17 protein-coding genes are annotated in these 15,545 nt (G+C 59.6%); 5 read left to right on the top strand and 12 right to left on the bottom strand.

Annotation, left to right across the window (positions count from 1 at the left end; genetic code table 11):
* Nucleotides 1-77 precede the first annotated feature (77 nt).
* Nucleotides 78-767 carry an orotate phosphoribosyltransferase gene (locus tag DTW90_RS08165; RefSeq protein ID WP_149337578.1) on the bottom strand — a complete coding sequence of 230 codons (690 nt, stop codon included), beginning with the start codon at nucleotides 765-767 and terminating at the stop codon, nucleotides 78-80.
* 412 nt (nucleotides 768-1,179) lie between these two features.
* On the opposite strand from DTW90_RS08165, the gene DTW90_RS08160 reads away from it, so the two are divergent.
* On the top strand, nucleotides 1,180-2,169 hold the full coding sequence (locus DTW90_RS08160) for a GGDEF domain-containing protein (protein ID WP_149337576.1): 990 nt from the start codon (nucleotides 1,180-1,182) through the stop codon (nucleotides 2,167-2,169).
* Here DTW90_RS08160 and DTW90_RS08155 read toward each other — a convergent pair.
* From DTW90_RS08155 to DTW90_RS08130, 6 genes are all read right to left on the bottom strand, one after another.
* Entirely contained in the window at nucleotides 2,130-3,308 is a 1,179-nt protein-coding gene (locus DTW90_RS08155; protein ID WP_149337574.1) for a sensor domain-containing diguanylate cyclase, read from the bottom strand. The two genes, DTW90_RS08160 and DTW90_RS08155, sit on opposite strands and share 40 nt — an antisense overlap.
* A gap of 181 nt (nucleotides 3,309-3,489) precedes the next feature.
* Nucleotides 3,490-4,530, bottom strand: coding sequence for a dihydroorotase (pyrC, locus tag DTW90_RS08150; RefSeq protein WP_149337572.1), 1,041 nt, complete (start codon nucleotides 4,528-4,530; stop codon nucleotides 3,490-3,492).
* 92 nt (nucleotides 4,531-4,622) lie between these two features.
* Nucleotides 4,623-5,255 (bottom strand): nucleoside triphosphate hydrolase, encoded by a 633-nt coding sequence (locus DTW90_RS08145; protein ID WP_149337570.1) that lies wholly within the window; start codon nucleotides 5,253-5,255, stop codon nucleotides 4,623-4,625.
* Nucleotides 5,252-6,040: an ATP-binding cassette domain-containing protein gene (locus DTW90_RS08140; RefSeq protein ID WP_132520866.1), complete on the bottom strand. Its 789-nt coding sequence runs from the start codon at nucleotides 6,038-6,040 to the stop codon at nucleotides 5,252-5,254. The genes DTW90_RS08145 and DTW90_RS08140 overlap by 4 nt, the downstream gene beginning before the upstream one ends.
* Nucleotides 6,037-7,152 carry an ABC transporter permease gene (locus DTW90_RS08135; RefSeq protein ID WP_149337568.1) on the bottom strand — a complete coding sequence of 372 codons (1,116 nt, stop codon included), beginning with the start codon at nucleotides 7,150-7,152 and terminating at the stop codon, nucleotides 6,037-6,039. The genes DTW90_RS08140 and DTW90_RS08135 overlap by 4 nt, the downstream gene beginning before the upstream one ends.
* A gap of 80 nt (nucleotides 7,153-7,232) precedes the next feature.
* A complete protein-coding gene (locus DTW90_RS08130; RefSeq protein ID WP_210251408.1) occupies nucleotides 7,233-8,249 on the bottom strand; it encodes a sugar ABC transporter substrate-binding protein in 1,017 nt (338 codons plus the stop codon).
* A 330-nt stretch (nucleotides 8,250-8,579) separates the two neighbouring features.
* Here DTW90_RS08130 and DTW90_RS08125 point away from each other — a divergent pair, with 330 nt between their 5' ends.
* Nucleotides 8,580-9,824, top strand: coding sequence for an ROK family transcriptional regulator (locus DTW90_RS08125; RefSeq protein ID WP_149337567.1), 1,245 nt, complete (start codon nucleotides 8,580-8,582; stop codon nucleotides 9,822-9,824).
* Nucleotides 9,808-10,245, top strand: a complete 438-nt coding sequence (locus DTW90_RS08120) for an RbsD/FucU domain-containing protein (RefSeq protein WP_149337565.1) — start codon at nucleotides 9,808-9,810, stop codon at nucleotides 10,243-10,245. The genes DTW90_RS08125 and DTW90_RS08120 overlap by 17 nt, the downstream gene beginning before the upstream one ends.
* Nucleotides 10,246-10,268: 23 nt before the next feature.
* Here DTW90_RS08120 and DTW90_RS08115 read toward each other — a convergent pair whose 3' ends face one another.
* Nucleotides 10,269-10,847: a TetR family transcriptional regulator gene (locus DTW90_RS08115; RefSeq protein ID WP_149337563.1), complete on the bottom strand. Its 579-nt coding sequence runs from the start codon at nucleotides 10,845-10,847 to the stop codon at nucleotides 10,269-10,271.
* Between the two features lie 107 nt (nucleotides 10,848-10,954).
* On the opposite strand from DTW90_RS08115, the gene DTW90_RS08110 reads away from it, so the two are divergent.
* Nucleotides 10,955-11,824: an SDR family oxidoreductase gene (locus tag DTW90_RS08110; RefSeq protein WP_149337561.1), complete on the top strand. Its 870-nt coding sequence runs from the start codon at nucleotides 10,955-10,957 to the stop codon at nucleotides 11,822-11,824.
* A gap of 43 nt (nucleotides 11,825-11,867) precedes the next feature.
* On the opposite strand, the gene DTW90_RS08105 is transcribed toward DTW90_RS08110, so the two are convergent.
* The 3 genes from DTW90_RS08105 to DTW90_RS37035 are packed head-to-tail and all read right to left on the bottom strand — an operon-like array spanning nucleotide 11,868 to nucleotide 13,815.
* Nucleotides 11,868-12,917 (bottom strand): 4-hydroxyproline epimerase, encoded by a 1,050-nt coding sequence (locus tag DTW90_RS08105; RefSeq protein ID WP_149337559.1) that lies wholly within the window; start codon nucleotides 12,915-12,917, stop codon nucleotides 11,868-11,870.
* Between the two features lie 14 nt (nucleotides 12,918-12,931).
* Nucleotides 12,932-13,642 (bottom strand): SDR family oxidoreductase, encoded by a 711-nt coding sequence (locus DTW90_RS08100; RefSeq protein ID WP_149337557.1) that lies wholly within the window; start codon nucleotides 13,640-13,642, stop codon nucleotides 12,932-12,934.
* Between the two features lie 11 nt (nucleotides 13,643-13,653).
* Nucleotides 13,654-13,815, bottom strand: a complete 162-nt coding sequence (locus tag DTW90_RS37035; RefSeq protein WP_188079930.1) for a hypothetical protein — start codon at nucleotides 13,813-13,815, stop codon at nucleotides 13,654-13,656.
* Nucleotides 13,816-14,024: 209 nt separating this feature from the next.
* Between DTW90_RS37035 and DTW90_RS08095 the strand changes: the two genes are divergently transcribed.
* Nucleotides 14,025-14,408 carry a hypothetical protein gene (locus DTW90_RS08095; protein ID WP_149337555.1) on the top strand — a complete coding sequence of 128 codons (384 nt, stop codon included), beginning with the start codon at nucleotides 14,025-14,027 and terminating at the stop codon, nucleotides 14,406-14,408.
* Between the two features lie 282 nt (nucleotides 14,409-14,690).
* Here DTW90_RS08095 and DTW90_RS08090 read toward each other — a convergent pair whose 3' ends face one another.
* Complete coding sequence (locus DTW90_RS08090) at nucleotides 14,691-15,524, bottom strand: SDR family oxidoreductase (protein WP_149337553.1); 834 nt, start codon at nucleotides 15,522-15,524, stop codon at nucleotides 14,691-14,693.
* Between the last annotated feature and the right edge of the window lie 21 nt (nucleotides 15,525-15,545).

Genomic DNA, 15,545 nt, shown 5'->3' with positions numbered 1-15,545 from the left:
CCAGAGAACCTGTCGTTAAATATCGGTCGTCAAATCGATTAGATAAAATCGCGGCAAAAGCAAAGCGCCGCGACGCTTTAAAGCGTCGAAATGCCGCCATGCGCGCTGGACCATTCCAGCGGGCGATTGAGGAAGGCCTCGACTTCTGACAGCGTCTTGTCGTCGAACAGCTTCTGCGCCTTGGCGACGGCGAGGACATCTCGCCATGTGGCGATATGGTGGAACTTCACCTCGCCAGCGGCAAACCGCTCCTCGGCTTCGGCAAAAATGCCGTAGTAGAAGAGTGCTATGCCATGTTCGACGACACCGCCGGCCGCGCGGATGGCATCGATGAACTTGAACATGCTGCCGCCCGCCGTGGTCAGGTCTTCGATGACGAGCACGCGCGCACCGGCCGGCATCTCGCCTTCGATCTGCGCATTGCGGCCATGGCCCTTCGGCTGCTTGCGGACATAGATCATCGGCAGGCCGAGACGATCGGCCAGAAGGGCTGCGAAGGGAATGCCCGCAGTCTCGCCGCCCGCAATGCAATCGAACTGCTCGAAGCCGGCGTCACGCATCAGAATGCTTGCCGCAAAATCCATGACGGTCGAGCGGATGCGCGGATAGGAAAGCAGCTTGCGGCAATCGATATAGACCGGGCTCGCAATGCCGGAGGCGTATTTATAGGGCGTCTCGGCGTTGAAATGGACCGCCTTGATCTCCCAGAGCATCTTCGCCACAAGTTCGGCCATCACGGCGCGGTCGGGAAATGTCGTCTGGATCATCGCTCTCTCCTTCAGCTGTCGGACACTTCTGCGGCATAGCAGCAAGCGGAAAAGAGTTCCAGAAGCGAGCGGCATTTCACCAGCTTCTATTTTTGCGACCTTGAGGCAAGTGTCTCGCAAGAATTTCGCCATGTCCCATAGTGAGATCGAAGCATTGCTGTGAATTGTTCCATGAGGCGAATAGAAAATTTTTGCAACAGACGGTTTAGCTTGAAGAAAATCCAATCTTTTCAACCGAATTATTCGTAAATTTAGAATGTTCTTACATTCCTTTGTTTCCAGTCGTTCGGCAGTGCGCGTCACAGCCAAGTACCACAATTCACTAAAATTCGAATATCGCGATTAACATCCAGGTTGGATTTTCAAACCTACCTTCGGTTCGAAACGACGGGCTTACGGAGGAGAATTTGGAATGAATCCAAGAATGTCCATTGCATTGGGAAGGTCTTTTTCTCCCCTGACCATGAAGATCTTCTCGATCTGCTTTGTGGCGACACATGCTCCCTTGCTTGTACTCGCAGGCTATCTTGCGATCGGCTATGCCAGCGATCCGATACCGGTGCTTGTGACCGTTCTCGGCGCAACACTCGTCGGCACGATTTTCTGCCTCTATTCCGTCTGGCGGCTGATCCAGCCGCTGCAGGACATCGTCACCATGATCGACGCTTATCGCAGCAATGGCGCAGTCAAGCCGATGACCTCTGTGCGGCAGGACGAGATCGGCCGGGTGGTCAACGGAGTGTCGGCGCTGATCGTCGAGCTTGACGCCACCCTTTCGCAGCTTCGCCGCCAAGCCAGCACCGACGTCCTGACCGGGCTCGGCAACCGTCGCTGGCTGCGAGAGATCGTGGGCATGGAATTGCAGCGGGCATCGCGCGAGAAGACACCACTCAGCGTCATCATCCTCGATCTCGATCATTTCAAGCGCATCAATGACCAGTTCGGCCATGATGTCGGCGACCAGGTTCTGATGATGACGGGCGCGACCATCCAGCATAGCCTGCGGCCCTATGATATCGCAGCCCGTATAGGCGGCGAGGAATTTTGCATCGTCCTGCCGCGTACCCCCGCCGCATTGGCAATCGCCATCGCAGAACGGCTGCGTCGCGAAATCGCCAGCAAGAGCGTCGGCCCGCTGACGTCAGGCGCCATTACGGCGAGCTTCGGCGTCTATCGCGGTGATCCGGCAACCGAGTCTCTGAAGATGATGATGACCGCGGCCGACCGAAAGCTTTATGCCGCAAAGAATGCCGGCAGAAACGCCGTGCATTGGCACGTTGCCCCAGCTTTCGCCCATGAATTGACAAATGATGTCGGGGGATCACACGCGGCGACCGCGTCAAAGCGGTCGCATCACCCGGATCAGGATACGATTCGCGACGGTTCCGGGGGCACGCTGTAGAGGAAATCCGCCAGTTCGACCCGATTGCGGCCAGCGCGCTTGGCCGCATAGAGCGCCTTGTCGGCGGAATTGAGCACGTTGTCGAAGGCCAGGCGATCGCTGCTGCCAATTGCTATGCCGGCGCTGACGGTGCATTTCAGCAGCTTGCCATCGACAACCATTTCGCGGGCCGCAAAGCCGCTACGCACGCGCTCGGCCACCTGTTCCGCGCGGCCGGGCAGGATCTCCTCCAGGACCAGCGCAAACTCCTCTCCGCCCATACGAGCCACGACATCGGAGGCACGCAGGTTTCGAGACAGCTCATCTGCAAAAAACTTCAGGATGGCGTCGCCAGTAGCGTGGCCATAGTGATCGTTTACCGCCTTGAACCGATCGATGTCGAAAACAACAACGGCCATGGACGAGGTGAAGGCACGCTGGCCATAGAGATCAAACAGGGCACGGCGATTGAGAAGACCGGTCAGCGGGTCGGTGTTGGCTTCGACGCGATGGCGCGCGGCCTGGCGCCACTGATGCAGCGCCAGCGACAGCGCGCCGATGCCGGTCATGCCTGCAATGCAGACGGCCAGGCTGATATCTTCCGCCCAATTGTCCGGCGCATGACGAAGAACCAGCTTGCCATCCGAGATCAGAACCGCCGCACACATAACAAACGTGATCGCAGTCAAAGCATAGAGAGCCGAAATGCCGTAGAGCGGTGCCGGGGCTTCATTGCGGCTGAGCCAATATTCCCGCGCAGTTGCAAACAGCAGCGTCGCGATCACAATATTGTCGCCCATGAAGGCAAGACCATCATAGCCCGCTACCATCGCCGGTAGGGTGGCGAACATGCCGGCAAAGCTTCCAAGCAGTATCCGCCAGCGCGACAAATGTCCTTTGCGGAATTGATATCCTGCGGCCCAGATGATGGAGAAGCCGACCATGAACATGACAAACGTCATGCTGCCGACAAAGCGGATCGGCCATGCGACGTAAAAGCTATAGGTAAAAATGCCTGCAACGACCAAGAAAAGGCCGCCTGTACAGGTCAAAAGAAATGTCTCCGGACGCCGGGCAAACCAGCTTCCCATCAGCGTGAACGCCAGACAGGTCGCTGATACGCCCAAGGCGATCAGCAGAGAATTATAGTCGAGCATCATGCTTGTTCTTCTCCACGGTTACCCCGCGACGCAAATATTTGCATGCAAGCTATCGCGTAAGAAGTATCAAATTGGTTACTCGCGCGGCTAAAGATATCGCAAGTCGAAGCTTAAGTTAACGCATTGAAACGTGTATGATTTCAGTTATATACAGATAGTCTGAAATGATGCTTTCCCGAAATCAGCCTTCGGTGTCCCAATGTAGCGCGAACATTGGATCAAATACTGTCACCGGACCTGCTCCGGTCTCGATTTTTTCCGGATATGAGACGGATTCCGTGCGGCGGACGAGCGTGATCGTCTCCTCGTTCGGCGAAAGCCCGTACCAGGCGGGGCCATTCAGCGAGGTGAAAGCTTCCAGCCGGTCGAGCGCGCCTTCCTGCTCGAAGACGTGGGCGAGGCAGCTCATCGTATTGACCGAGGTATAGATGCCGGCGCAGCCGCAGGCGCATTCCTTCAGCGGATCGACGTGCGGGGCACTGTCGGTGCCGAGGAAGAAGCGGCGGTCGCCGCTCACTGCCGCAGCCCTCAGCGCCAGGCGATGGCTCTCGCGCTTTGCGACCGGCAGGCAATAATAATGCGGGCGGATGCCGCCGACGAGGATCGCATTGCGATTGATGATCAGGTGATGGGTGGTGATCGTGCCGGCAAGATTGCGCTCGGCCGACTTGATGTAATCGACGCCGTCGGAGGTCGTCACATGTTCCATCGTCACCTTTAGCTCAGGCAGGCGCTTGCGAAGCGGATCGAGCACCGTTTCGATGAAGACGGCTTCGCGGTCGAAAATATCCACCTCGGGGCTGGTGACTTCGCCGTGCACGCAGAGCGGCAGGCCGATCTTTGCCATCCGCTCCAGAACGGGCATCGCCTTGTTCATGTCGCGAACGCCGCCATGGGAATTGGTGGTCGCGCCGGCGGGGTAGAGCTTCACCGCGGTGATCAGCCCGCTCTTCTTGCCTTCCTCGACATCGTCGGCACTGGTGTGTTCGGTGAGGTAGAGCGTCATCAGCGGCTCGAACCGGTCGCCCTTGGGCAGAGCCTTCATGATGCGTTCGCGATAGGCCTTCGCGTCGTCGGTCGTCACGACGGGGGGCACGAGATTGGGCATGATGATGGCGCGGGCGAAATTCCGGCTGGTATCGCCGATCACGCCTTCCAGCATGGCGCCGTCACGCAAATGCAAATGCCAGTCATCGGGACGGCGGATGGTAAGCTTTTGCATGGGGTGGTCTCCGAGCTGTTTGGCGGTTGCGCCTCGATAGCATCATAGGCGGCGGCAAAACAATCCGGAATGATTTGTAACGAGCGCTCTCGTCAATCCTGAACGACTTCGATCGTGATGTCGGCGGGACGGCGGTTTTCAAGAATTCGACGGCCGTTCGGCAGGTCGTTCTCATAGACCTTGGCGTGCGATTGCTCCTCGGTCAGCTTGTAACCGCGCCAGCGCGCCCAGAGCCGCTCTTCCAGAACTTCCATCGGCGGGGCCAGCATGATCGAATAATCGAACTGGCCTTCCAGCTCCGCCCATTTCCCCTCGCTGAAAAGCAGGTAATTGCCCTCGACGATGATGAAGCGATGGTCCGGCGACACGACGCGGGCCGAGGCGATCGCAAGCTCCCGGGAACGGTCGAAGACCGGAACCAGGACTTCTTGGTCGCCCGGACGCACTGCCTTGATGATGTCGAGGAAAGCGCGGATGTCGAAAGTCTCCGGTATGCCCTTGCGGGCAAGCTGTCCGCGCTCGATCAGGATGGCATTGTCCATGTGGAAGCCATCCATCGGCAGGACCTCGGCGCTCTCTCCCCTCGCCTTGATGGCATTGGCGAGATTGTCCGCCAGCGTCGACTTGCCGGCGCCCGGAGGGCCGGCAATGGCGATCATGAAGCGTTTCCGGTCGCCGGCGCGCGAAATGATATCGCCAGCGATGTCTGCAATCGTTGATGTCATGCGGCAACGGTCTCCGCCGGCGGAGCCTTGGCGCCGGTCATGAAGGCGACGGCATCGGACATGGAATAATCCTTGGGATTGATCACGGTCAGGCGTCGTCCGAGGCGGTGGATGTGAATGCGGTCCGCCACCTCGAAGACATGCGGCATATTGTGCGAGATCAGAACGATCGGCAAGCCGCGGGAACGCACATCGAGGATCAGGTCCAGCACGCGGCGGCTCTCCTTAACGCCGAGCGCTGCCGTCGGTTCGTCCATGATGACCACCTTCGAACCGAAGGCTGCCGCGCGGGCAACCGCGACACCCTGGCGCTGGCCGCCTGACAGCGTTTCGACCGTCTGGTTGATGTTCTGGATCGTCATCAGGCCGAGGTTCGACAGCGCCTTTCGCGCATCCGCCTGCATACCGCGGCGGTCGAGCTTGCGGAACAGCGTGCCGATAATGCCCGGCGAGCGGCGCTCGCGGCCGAGGAAAAGGTTCTCCGCGATGCTGAGCGCCGGCGACAAAGCAAGGTTCTGGTAGACGGTCTCGATGCCGGCGGCGCGTGCCTCCAGCGGCGAGCGGAAATGAACCGGCTTGCCATCCAGGTGAATTTCGCCTTCATCGGGGGATACCGCGCCTGCAAGCGCCTTGATCAGGGTCGACTTGCCGGCGCCGTTATCGCCGATCACAGCGAGGATCTCGCCGGGAAAAAGCTCGAAATCCGCGTGGTCCATGGCCGTCACGCGGCCATAGCGTTTGACGAGGCCGCGGCCCTGAAGAACGGGTTGAAGCTGTTCGCTCATGCCGAAGCCTTTCTGATCCAATTGTCGATCGCGACAGCGACGATGATAAGGAGGCCGACCGCGAATTCCTGCCAGAGCACGTCGACACCGGCGAGCTGCAGGCCGTTTCTGAACACACCGACGATCAGGGCGCCGAACAAGGTTCCTGCGATCGAACCGCGGCCGCCAAAGAGGCTGGTGCCGCCGATCACGACTGCGGTGATCGAATCGATGTTTAGGGTGCCACCTGCTTGCGGGCTGACCGCGCCGATACGGCCGATCAGCACCCAGCCAGCGATGGCGCAGATAAGGCCACCGATCGTGTAGACGGCAAAGAGGGTCCGCGAGGTGTTGATACCGGCAAGGCGCGCTGCTTCAGGATCGTCACCGGTCGCATAGATATGCCGGCCAAACGCGGTCCGTGTCAGGGCATACCAGGCGAATGCCGCCATCAGCAGCATCAGGATGGAACCGAGAATGAAGCGCGCGCCGATATTGAAGCTCAGGCCGAAGAGCGCGATGTGTGGTCCGATCGGCGTACCCATGAACTGCAGAAAGGGCGCGGCCGCCTCGATATCCTGGGCACGGATGGTCTGGCTCTGCGAATACCAGAGATTGAGCGAACCGAAGACGCTCCATGTCCCGAGCGTCACGATGAAGGGCGGCAGCTTGAAATAGGAGATCAGCGTGCCGTTGAAGGCGCCGCAGAGGATGCCGATCAACAGGCCGATCAGCCACGCGAAAGCCACGGGCATGCCCATGTCGATCGCAAGCTTGCCCATGACGACATGGCTGAGCACGACGATGGCGCCGACCGAGAGGTCGATACCTGCTGTCAAGATGACAAGCGTCTGTGCGATGCCGACGATGGCGATGATCGTCACCTGCTGCAGCACCAGCGACAGATTGAATGGCGCAAAGAAGCGTCCGCCGACCCAGATGCTGAACACGATGATGCCGATCAGAAGAACGATCAGCGGAATGGTCGTGGGATTGGAATGCAGGAAGTGCTGCAGGCGCCGGATGAGCGATTTGGCTTCTTCGAAGCTCGCGACATTCTGGTCGCTGCCCGAAAGGACGCGTTCGTAATCAGCCGGCCCGGCGGGGCCTTTGGCTTCGTTTGGAGTGGTCATGATGTGTTTCCTGCGCGGTCCAGTGAGGAACGGCCGCAAGGCCGTCCCTTCGATTGACGGATCAGGCTATCAGGCTGATATCAGCCCCAGCACTTCTTCAGACCTTCGTCCGAAGTGATCGACGGTACGCCATCGACCGGCTTGTCGGTGATGAGCGTTGCGCCTGTGTCGGTGAACTGCAGACCCGGGGTCTTTTCCGGCTTCTTGCCGTCCTTCGTGAATTCGGCGATTGCCTCCATGGCCTTTGCGGCCATCAGCAGCGGATACTGCTGCGAGGTTGCGCCGATCACGCCGGCCTTGACGTTCTTGACACCCGGGCAACCGCCGTCGATCGAGACGATCATGACGCTGCCGTCATCCTTGCCAGCAGCCTTGAGGGCCTGCCATGCACCAGCTGCAGCCGGTTCGTTGATCGTGTAGACGAGGTTGATGGACGGGTCCTTCTGGAGAAGGTTTTCCATGGCCTTCTGGCCGCCTTCTTCGGCGCCGCCGGTCACGTCATGGCCGGAAATGCGCTTGTCGTCTTCGTCGCCGTAGTGGTTCGGATCCTTGATGTCGATGCCGAAGCCCTTCATGAAGCCCTGGTCGCGCAGGAAGTCGACTGTCGGCTGGTTTGCGGCTAGGTCAAGGAAGGCGATATGCGCATCCTTGGCCTTGTCGCCCATGGTCTTGGCGGCCCACGAGCCGATCAGCTGGCCAGCCTTGAAGTTGTCGGTCGCGAAGGTCGCGTCGACGGCGTCGATCGGATCCGTCGGCGTGTCGAGGTCGATGACCAGCAGGCCGGCCTTGCGGGCCTTCTCGATGGTCGGAACGATCGCCTTGGAATCGCTCGGCACGATGGCGAAGCCCTTGGCGCCGGCGGAGATCAGGCTCTCGATCGCGGCAACCTGGCTGTCGTTGTCGCCGTCATACTTGCCGGCGAAGGTCTGGAGATTGAGGCCGAGCTCCTTCGCCTTGGCCTGCGCACCTTCCTTCATCTTGACGAAGAAGGGGTTGGTATCGGTCTTGGTGATGAGGCCGACGACATCGGCCGCAAAGGCGGAGCTGCCCATCATGGCAAGCGCAGCAACGGCGCCGAGTAGAACAGATTTTTTCACATGATCCTCCCGAGAATATGAAACGCCGGAACCCTCCGGTCCCGGATCAAAGTCGCGACAATGACTGTTGAATTTCTCCTATGCGGGCTTCCTCCAAAAGCCTTGCCGCATTCTTTACGGCAACAATTAAGAACCAAGGAAATAGGCTTGTCAATAAATAAATCCAATTGAATTATTAATCCAATGTGGCATGCTGCCGATAACTTGAGCAGTCTGCTTGACGGCGCCGTTTGTCTGGAGGAGAAGGCAAGTGATGCTGTAACACTTTGAATCTGCATGATCCTTTTTTAAGCCCCTGGATCGTGCACAAGGGTCAGGAGGAGATGACCCATGTCATCCCTAAGGAGGACGGACAATCCTGTTCCGCCTCAAATTCTCGATTCCAGCGGCGGCGCGAACCAGGTTCGCGTGCGTGCCTATAATGAGCGGCTCGTGCTTTCGCTGGTGCGTCGCCATGGCGCGCAGTCGAAGACCGATGTCGCCCGTCGGAGCGGGCTGTCTGCACAGACCGTTTCCGTGATCATGCGGGCACTCGAGAAGGAAGGGCTTCTGACGCGCGATGCGCCGGTGCGCGGCAAGGTCGGCCAACCGTCCATCCCGATGCGGCTCAACCCGGATGCCGTCCTCTCTTTCGGGGTGAAGATCGGGCGGCGCAGCGCCGATCTGGTGCTGATGGATTTTGTCGGCCGCATCCGACTGCAACTGCACAAGATCTATCCCTATCCACTACCCCAGGACCTGCTCGGCTTCATCGCATCCGGAATCAAGGAACTTGAGACGAAGCTCGACGAAAAAGAGCGCAGCCGCGTGGCCGGCATCGGCATCGCGGCCCCCTTCGAACTCTGGAACTGGGCTGAAGAGGTCGGCGCACCACAGGGGGCGATGGAGGTCTGGCGCGGCTTCGATCTGCAGGCCGAGATATCAGACAAGGTGCCCTACCCCGTCTTCCTGCAGAACGACGCCACCAGCGCCTGCGGCGCGGAACTCGTCTTCGGCGTCGGACCGCATTATCCAGACTTCGTCTACTTCTTTATTGGCTCCTTCATCGGCGGCGGCATCGTGCTGAACTCCTCGATTTTCAGCGGACGCACGGGAACGGCAGGCGCGATCGGCCCGCTGCCGGTGCGTGGCCACAACGGCGAGAGCGTCCAGCTCCTCGAGATCGCATCGATCTTCGTATTGGAAAACTTGCTGCGGGAGCACGGCATCGATCCGCAGCCGCTCTGGTATTCCGCCGACGACTGGATCGATTTCGGCGAGCCGCTGGAAGCCTGGATACAGGAGACGGCCAAGGCGCTGGCGCAGGCAGTCGTCGCCGCCGCCTCGATCATCGACTTCAGCGCCGCCGTCATCGACGGCGGTTTTCCCGGCTGGGTCAGGGAGCGCGTCGTGCACGCGACGATCCGTGAAGCGAGGAAGCTGGATTTGCAGGGCGTGGTGATGCCCGATATTGTCGAGGGTATCGTCGGTGCCCAGGCACGCGCCATCGGCGGCGCCAGCCTGCCGATCTTTGCCCGCTATCTCATCGACCAGAATGTCCTCTTCAAGGAAATCGAGCATGCTGAAGGGCCTTGACCCACTGCTGAGCCCCGACCTTCTCTTTACGCTGCGCGCGATGGGGCACGGCGACGAGATCGCCATCGTCGACGGCAACTATCCGGGCCTGGAGCATGCCAGGCGCCTGATCCGACTTGACGGGCACGGTACGATCCCCGTGCTCGACGCCATTCTCAGCGTGCTGCCGATCGACGACTTCGTCGATCACGCAATCTTCCGCGCCACCGTCAAACAGGATCGCGATGCCGCCGACCCTGTGCATGAAGAAATGATCGCCTGCTGCGCGCGCCACGTGCCCGACATCAAGGTCGTACCGCTGCTGCCCAAGGACTTTTACGAGCGCGTCCGGCAGGCGCATGCGCTGATCCAGACGAGCGAACCTCGGCTCTACGGCAATATCATCCTGCGCAAGGGCGTGATCTATCCGAAGGGCGATTGAAACTCAGGTCCGGCGCACGTGCTTCAGTCGCTGATGCGATCGGGCGCAGTGAGAAGCGTGACGGCCTTGACGATATCGCGTTTCAGCGCCGCCTGGTGCTCCACGGCCTCAGGGTCGAGTGACGGTCCGAAGGGATTGGTGGCGGTCCAAGCTGTTGCGAGCGCCATCAGCGCGGTCAGCAGGAAGCGCGGCGGGAAGGTCGAGCCAACGATGCCCTCGTCCTGAGCCTTCTGCAGCGCCTCCGTCTTGGCAATAAAGGATGCGATCCGCTCGGACGAGCCTTCCGGCCTCTGTTCCAGGCCGAACCATGTCATCAATCGCATCAGGTCAGGATGCGCCATGGCGAAATCGAAAAAACGCCCGGCGTAACCCGGCACGTCTTCCGGCGTGAACGGCATCTCCTCGTAGACGCCGAGCAGGTGCTTCTGGAGAACGGTGGAGAACAGCGTCTCCTTGTTCTCGAAATAGATATAGATCAGGTTCTTGTTGCAGCCGGCAGCCTTTGCAATGCGATCGACGCGTGCACCTGCAATGCCATAGGTCGAGAATTCCGCCATGGCAGCGTCCAATATCCGTTCCCGTGTCGCCTCGGCGTTCCGCATCCGGACCTCCATTCGTCCATCTTCGGAATAGCAATTGACTAAACGGTTAGATAGACATATTTTCTAACTGACTAGTTAGTTATAAAATTCGATGAAGGAGTTTTGCGATGACGCAGCGCACATGGTTGATTACCGGCGTGAACAGCGGCCTCGGCCGACAGATGACGGAGCAGCTTCTGGCAAGGGGAGATCGTGTCGCCGGGACCGTCCGGCAGATGGACGCGATGAGCGAGCTGAAGGCGCGCTATGGCGATCTGCTATGGCTGGCGCATCTCGACGTGACCGATACGCCGGCCATTCGTCGGGTGGTCAACAAGGCCTTTTCTGAACTGGGCACGATCGACGTCGTGGTCAATAATGCCGGCTACGGCCTGTTTGGTGCTGCGGAAGAGCTGACGGACGAGCAGATCAGGCATCAGCTCGATACCAACCTTGTCGGCTCGATCCAGATGGTACGCGCGGCATTGCCGCATCTGCGGGCACAACGCAGCGGCCGGATCATTCAGGTATCGACCGTCGGCGGTCAGATCGCCTATCCCGGCGGCTCGCTCTATCATGCCAGCAAATGGGGTATCGAAGGCTTCTTCGAAGCGCTGATGCAGGAGGTTGCGCCCTTCGGCATTGAAGCCACGATAGTCGAGCCGGGCGGCGCACGCACGGAGTTCGCGTTTTCCAGCGCCAAGCTCGGCCCGAAGATAGACGCCTACGCGGATACGCCTGCGGGCATGGTGCGGCGGATGGTCGAAGAGGGTTCACGTGTCCCGCCGGGAGATCCCGCCAAGATGGCAGCGGCCATGATTGCCAGCGTGGCCCAGTCTCCCGCTCCGAAGCGCATCGTTCTTGGCAGCGACGCCTATACCATGATCCACAAGGCCCTGACCGATCGGCTTACCGCGCTGGAGGCGCAGAAGGACCTCGCCTTCTCGACCGACCTGCCGGGCGTGGAGCCCGGGCGACCGGTGGTTCCGATCCGGTAAAATTCAGGTTCGGACATGGTCACATGTCCGAACCTCTATTCGCTCAGCGTCCGTCGCCGATACCGCCCGCAAGGGGGCCCCAGACATCTGTCAGCGCAAAGCCTTCGGCCATCGGATCGAAGGGATCGAGTGCCACCTGCGACAGGCCGAAGGTGAAGCCGCGACCTGCGATGGTCGGGATGATCGCCGGCTTGCCCGCGACGGTCGTTTCCGCGGAAAGTCCGACTTCGAACTCCGAGCCGATGATCGAACGCGACTTGAAGATATCGCCGACCTTGGCCTTGCCGCGGGCGTGCATGGTGGTCAGATTGGCCGAACTGCCGGTGCCGCAGGGCGAACGGTCGACGCGGCCGGGCCACATGGTCGTGCAGGTGCGTACCGAGCCATCCGGATCGATATCGCGGAACATGACGTAAGCGACGCCTGCAATCGCCGGGATTTCGGGGTGAACGACCGGGATCGAGCTGTTGATCAGGTCCTTGAGGACCATGCCGGCCTGTACCAAGGCCGCGGCATTCGACTTCTCGATGGTAAGGCCGACCTGACCGACATCGACCAGCGCATAGAAGATGCCGCCATAGCAGATGTCGATCTTTATGCGACCCCAGTTTGGTGTGTCGAGGGCGACATCAAGCTCATGCACGAAGGACGGCACCATGGTCAGCTTGACCTTTTCGCAGCGGCCATCGCGGCAGGTGGCGACCGCCTTGACGATGCCGGCAGCGGTATCGAGCGTGACCACCGTTTCCGGCTCCTTCATCTCGACCATGCCGGACTCCAGGAGCGCGGTCGTGGCGCAGATGGAATTCGAGCCCGAGCTTGCATGCGCCTGGTCCGGCTGCAGAACGATGAAGCCAGCATCAGCATCCGGATGCTTGGCGGGAAGCAAAAGCACGACGGAGCCCATCGGCGTGCCGCGCGGTTCGAGCACGAGGAAACGGCGCAGCTCCTGGCCCTTGGGATCGGTGTTCATCCAGTGCAGCTGCTCGGCAACTGTCTTGCCCGGGATCTTCGGCACGCCGCCGATCGCCACCCGGCCGATCTCGCCTTCGGCATGAACATCCAGAAGCTGGATCGTACGCTTCCATCTCATTTCATTTTCTCCAATCAGACATGTCTTGTTACGCCGCCGTCGACGCGGATGTTCTGGCCGGTGATATAACCTGCGCCATCGGACAGCAGGAAGGCTGCCGTCTTGGCGATTTCCTCCATGTGGCCGATGCGCTTCATCGGGATCTTGTCGGCGGTCTCGGGCTTGTGGTTGAGGCTATCGATATAGCCGGGCAATATGCAGTTCATGCGAATATTGTTGGCCGCATAGCGATCCGAATAGAGCTTGGTGAAGGCGCCCGCGGCAGCACGGTAGGTGCAGGAAACAGGAAAGACCAGCGACGGCTCATAGGCCGCAAAGGTGGTGATGTTGACGAAAGCGCCCTTGCCCTGCTCCAGCATGACCGGCGTCACGAGACGGGCCATGCGCACGAGGGACAGGATCATCATGTCGGAGCCGAGCGTCCAGTCTTCGTCCGATATATCGAGCAGATCGCCCTTCGGCGGATGGCCGGTGTGGTTGACGACGGCGTCGATGCGGCCGTAGCTCTTCATCGTCAGGTCGAAGATCGCCTTGATGTCCTCGGCCTTTTCGGCCACGCCGCGCGAGGCGACGCCACCCAATTCTTTCGCCAGTTTCTCGCAGCTGTCCGAAGGCGACATCAGCGCCAGGCGATAGCCGTTCGAATGGAGTTCGCGGGCGATCGCCTCACCCATGCCGCGGCCACCGCCGGTGATTAGGGCTACTGGTTTTGACGTGTCGGGCATTGGCTATCCTCCTAATAGCGATTGATGCGGAACGCGGTCATGTCGACCGCGGGCGTGATGTCCGTGATCATATCGGCCATCAGCCGCGCTGTCGTCGCCGAAACGTAAGCCCGAAATGCTGCACGGATCACCCCGGCAGCCGCAACGATCACAACCTGCGGACCGTCTCCCAAGCTGTCCCCGCGTCGAATATTTATGGCGGCGATCCACCCGCGCCGAACTAACTGAAGTTGTGATATATCAGGCGACGCGATCTGCCTAGATTTTTTTGACGAATCCACTAGCCAAACGCGGCCTCAGCAGCAAAGCAGGTCGATTTTTCTGGAACTTTTCTTCGTCTACGCCCTTATTTTAGCGATTCCGAAAATCAGGAGATAGGGCAATGAGATCGGTTTCGCTCGTCATTTTCGCATTGGCGTTGCTTCTGCCGGCCTTGGCGCTGGCCGAAGTCATGACCGCGAACGACATACGCAGCGACATCATCGGCAGAACGATGTATGTCGCAACCCCTCTCGGCGGTGAGTTACCGCTGAATTATCACACTTCGGGACAGCTGGAGGGCACGGGCAGAGCGCTTGGCTTTGCCGCCTTCGGCAAGCCGACCGATACGGGCAAATGGTGGATCAAGGACAACAAGCTCTGCCAGCAGTTCCAGACATGGTACCAGGGAAACACGAATTGCTACAGCCTGGAGCGCGCCGGTGAGGATCGTGTCCGCTGGACACGCGACAATGGCCAGAAGGGCACAGCCCGGATCGGCGATTGAGCCTGCGTATTTGAACGGAAGTTCGGAAAATGAAAGAGCCCGATGCGGGAGGAGGATGCATCGGGCTCTTGATCCTGACTGGCAACTGGGAGGAGGAGGAGTGTTGCCAGTCGACGAAGGAGCGCTGGGAGGAGGAGTGCGCTGCCTTCGAGGGAGTAGATATAGATTGAGAGCAGACATTCCTAGAGGTTTTGCCGCAATGCAGTAATGCATTTACCGCATAGCTTCCTTCCGAAACTCCTGAAAAAACGATGAGCAACGGCGGACTGAAGAGATTTCTGCCTAATTTGCAGTCGCAAAATGGGCGCGCATGAAGTCTATGTAGCCCTGATCCGTCATTTCCCGACGGGCCTTGATGAAGCCGCGCGCATCGTCTCCCACGAGATAACGCAGGCGATCCGTGCCGTCGGTCGTGGCTTCATGAACGATGGCAGCGACGTCTGCAGAATTCATGGTGCGGGCGGCAGCCATTCTTGCAAAGGCCTGCTGCGAACTTTGCAGAAAGGCGTGGTAATCCGGCGGCGTGACATTGTCCGTTCCGCCCTGCGTCGCGCGCTCTACGAAAGTGGTCTCGCTGACGCCGCCATGCGGTATCACCAGCTTTACGCCAATGTTGAGCGCCAAAAGCTCATAGGACAGCGCTTCCGTGAAGCCTTCCAGGGCGAATTTGCTGGCGCAGTAGAGCGATATCATCGGCAATGTAAAAAGCCCGGCACCGGAACTGACATTGATGATCATACCGGTCTTGTTCTTGCGAAAATGGGGCAAGATGGCGCGGGTGACATCCATCACCCCAAAGACGTTGACATCGAATTGTTCGATGACCTTCTCGCGCGGGACTGCCTCGAAAATGCCGTTCTGACCGTAACCGGCGTTGTTGACGAGGGCATCTATCCTACCGAAGCGGTCGATGCCGGCTTCGATCGCTTCGGCGATGCTCTGGCGATCCTGCACGTCGAGCCTCGACACGAGGACATCGTCCAGCCCGTTCAGTTCCTTTTCCCGATCGGGATTTCTCATCGTGGCGACGACGTTCCAGCCCCTGGAGGCAAAGAGTTTCACCGATGCCTTACCAATGCCTGATGAGGCGCCGGTGATCAGAATTGTCTTTTTCATGCTCTTCCCTTTCGCGAAGCA

The sequence above is a fragment of the Neorhizobium sp. P12A genome (genome assembly GCF_008365395.1).
GTDB lineage: Bacteria > Pseudomonadota > Alphaproteobacteria > Rhizobiales > Rhizobiaceae > Rhizobium.
The sequence above is the reverse complement of the archived record's forward strand: the minus strand, read 5'-3'. Positions and strand labels throughout refer to the sequence as shown.

Excerpts from the sequence above, each read along its gene's own strand:
- DTW90_RS08165 (WP_149337578.1), bottom strand. The coding sequence starts at position 767 with ATGATCCAGACGACATTTCCCGACCGCGCCGTGATGGCCGAACTTGTG.
- DTW90_RS08160 (WP_149337576.1), top strand. The coding sequence starts at position 1,180 with ATGAATCCAAGAATGTCCATTGCATTGGGAAGGTCTTTTTCTCCCCTG.
- DTW90_RS08155 (WP_149337574.1), bottom strand. The coding sequence starts at position 3,308 with ATGATGCTCGACTATAATTCTCTGCTGATCGCCTTGGGCGTATCAGCG.
- pyrC (WP_149337572.1), bottom strand. The coding sequence starts at position 4,530 with ATGCAAAAGCTTACCATCCGCCGTCCCGATGACTGGCATTTGCATTTG.
- DTW90_RS08145 (WP_149337570.1), bottom strand. The coding sequence starts at position 5,255 with ATGACATCAACGATTGCAGACATCGCTGGCGATATCATTTCGCGCGCC.
- DTW90_RS08140 (WP_132520866.1), bottom strand. The coding sequence starts at position 6,040 with ATGAGCGAACAGCTTCAACCCGTTCTTCAGGGCCGCGGCCTCGTCAAA.
- DTW90_RS08135 (WP_149337568.1), bottom strand. The coding sequence starts at position 7,152 with ATGACCACTCCAAACGAAGCCAAAGGCCCCGCCGGGCCGGCTGATTAC.
- DTW90_RS08125 (WP_149337567.1), top strand. The coding sequence starts at position 8,580 with ATGTCATCCCTAAGGAGGACGGACAATCCTGTTCCGCCTCAAATTCTC.
- DTW90_RS08120 (WP_149337565.1), top strand. The coding sequence starts at position 9,808 with ATGCTGAAGGGCCTTGACCCACTGCTGAGCCCCGACCTTCTCTTTACG.
- DTW90_RS08115 (WP_149337563.1), bottom strand. The coding sequence starts at position 10,847 with ATGCGGAACGCCGAGGCGACACGGGAACGGATATTGGACGCTGCCATG.
- DTW90_RS08110 (WP_149337561.1), top strand. The coding sequence starts at position 10,955 with ATGACGCAGCGCACATGGTTGATTACCGGCGTGAACAGCGGCCTCGGC.
- DTW90_RS08105 (WP_149337559.1), bottom strand. The coding sequence starts at position 12,917 with ATGAGATGGAAGCGTACGATCCAGCTTCTGGATGTTCATGCCGAAGGC.
- DTW90_RS08100 (WP_149337557.1), bottom strand. The coding sequence starts at position 13,642 with ATGCCCGACACGTCAAAACCAGTAGCCCTAATCACCGGCGGTGGCCGC.
- DTW90_RS08095 (WP_149337555.1), top strand. The coding sequence starts at position 14,025 with ATGAGATCGGTTTCGCTCGTCATTTTCGCATTGGCGTTGCTTCTGCCG.
- DTW90_RS08090 (WP_149337553.1), bottom strand. The coding sequence starts at position 15,524 with ATGAAAAAGACAATTCTGATCACCGGCGCCTCATCAGGCATTGGTAAG.